A 1290-nucleotide genomic window follows, 5' to 3' on the forward strand; every position below is an offset into this window, starting at 1 on the left:
TTGTCACACACCCATTCACAGGAGCCGTCCGTGAGCCAGATTATCCGTATCGGGATGGATACGTCGAAGTATATTTTCCAACTGCATGGCGTCGATGCGTCGGAACAGGTGGTGCTGCGCAAACGGCTCAGCCGGAAGGCGATGCTGGAGTTTTTTGCCAAGCTGCCGCCGACGGTGATCGTGATCGAGGCTTGCGGCGCAGCCCACCATTTGGCGCGCGAGCTTGGAAGGTCGGGACACACGGTCAAGCTAATTGCGCCGCAGCTGGTGAAGCCCTACGTGCCGCGCAACAAGAACGATGGGCGCGATGCGGAAGGGCTGTGCGAGGCGGCGAGCCGGCCTCGGATGCGGTATGTGCCGGTAAAGACGGTCGATCAGCAAGCCGCACTGATGCTGCTGGGCGTCCGCGAGCAACTGGTTACGCGTCGCACGCAGCTCTCCAATACGATCCGCGGGCATGCGGCCGAGTTCGGTCTGATCTCGGCCAAGGGGCTGGACAAGCTCGCCACGTTCCTGGGGGCGATTGGGCAAGACGAACGCGTGCCGGAGCTGGCCCGCGAGCTGTTTGCGATGCTGGCTCGCCAATATGAACAGGTGCAGGTCGAGCTGAAGGCGATCGAGGCCAGGCTGCTTGCCTGGCACCGGGCCGATGCCACGAGCCGGCGATTGGCGCAGATCCCGGGGATCGGTCCGGTCACGGCGGCGGCGCTGGTGATGAAGGCGCCAGACCCGCATGCCTTCCGCTCAGGAAGACTGTTTGCGGCCTGGCTCGGCCTGACGCCCAAGGACCATTCCACCGCGGGAAAGACCCGGCTCGGCAAGATAACGCGTGCAGGTGATGAGAGGCTACGTCAGCTGCTGGTGGTCGGAGCGACCTCGGTCGTGAAGATGGCCAAAACCCGCGATCGCGGGCCTCGCTGGCTGATCGAGCTGTTGAAGCGCAAGACACCCAAGCTTGCCGCAGTGGCGCTGGCCAACAAAATGGCTCGCATCGCCTGGAAGCTGATGACCACTGGAGAAAGCTACGAGAGTGCGCGGATCGATGCCACCACGGCAACCGCCGCGTAGCTGAGAGATTTGGCCGGCCGGCGGCTTAGCCCACCGGCCGAACCGGAGCTGCAAGAGCAGAGAAGATGGAATGATCGGTCGACCCGAGACGCGAGCAAATCCGTGGGACCCATTGGCTGTACAAAGGCCGCTGCGGTGATTGGAACTCGTGTTGCGGAAACCATCTTGGCCAGCAGCGAACAAGCTGCACCCAACAGGCCGCACATATGGATGCAAGCGATC

General features: G+C 63.0%; 1 protein-coding gene. It reads left to right on the plus strand.

Going from position 1 to position 1290, the window contains the following annotated elements; genetic code table 11:
* Positions 1 to 30: 30 nt before the first annotated feature.
* Positions 31 to 1068 carry an IS110 family transposase gene (locus tag GGD66_RS41110; RefSeq protein ID WP_183230394.1) on the plus strand — a complete coding sequence of 346 codons (1038 nt, stop codon included), beginning with the start codon at positions 31 to 33 and terminating at the stop codon, positions 1066 to 1068.
* Positions 1069 to 1290 lie beyond the last annotated feature (222 nt).

Origin of the sequence: Bradyrhizobium sp. CIR48 (assembly GCF_014198315.1) — a bacterium.
Classification (GTDB): Bacteria; Pseudomonadota; Alphaproteobacteria; order Rhizobiales; family Xanthobacteraceae; genus Bradyrhizobium.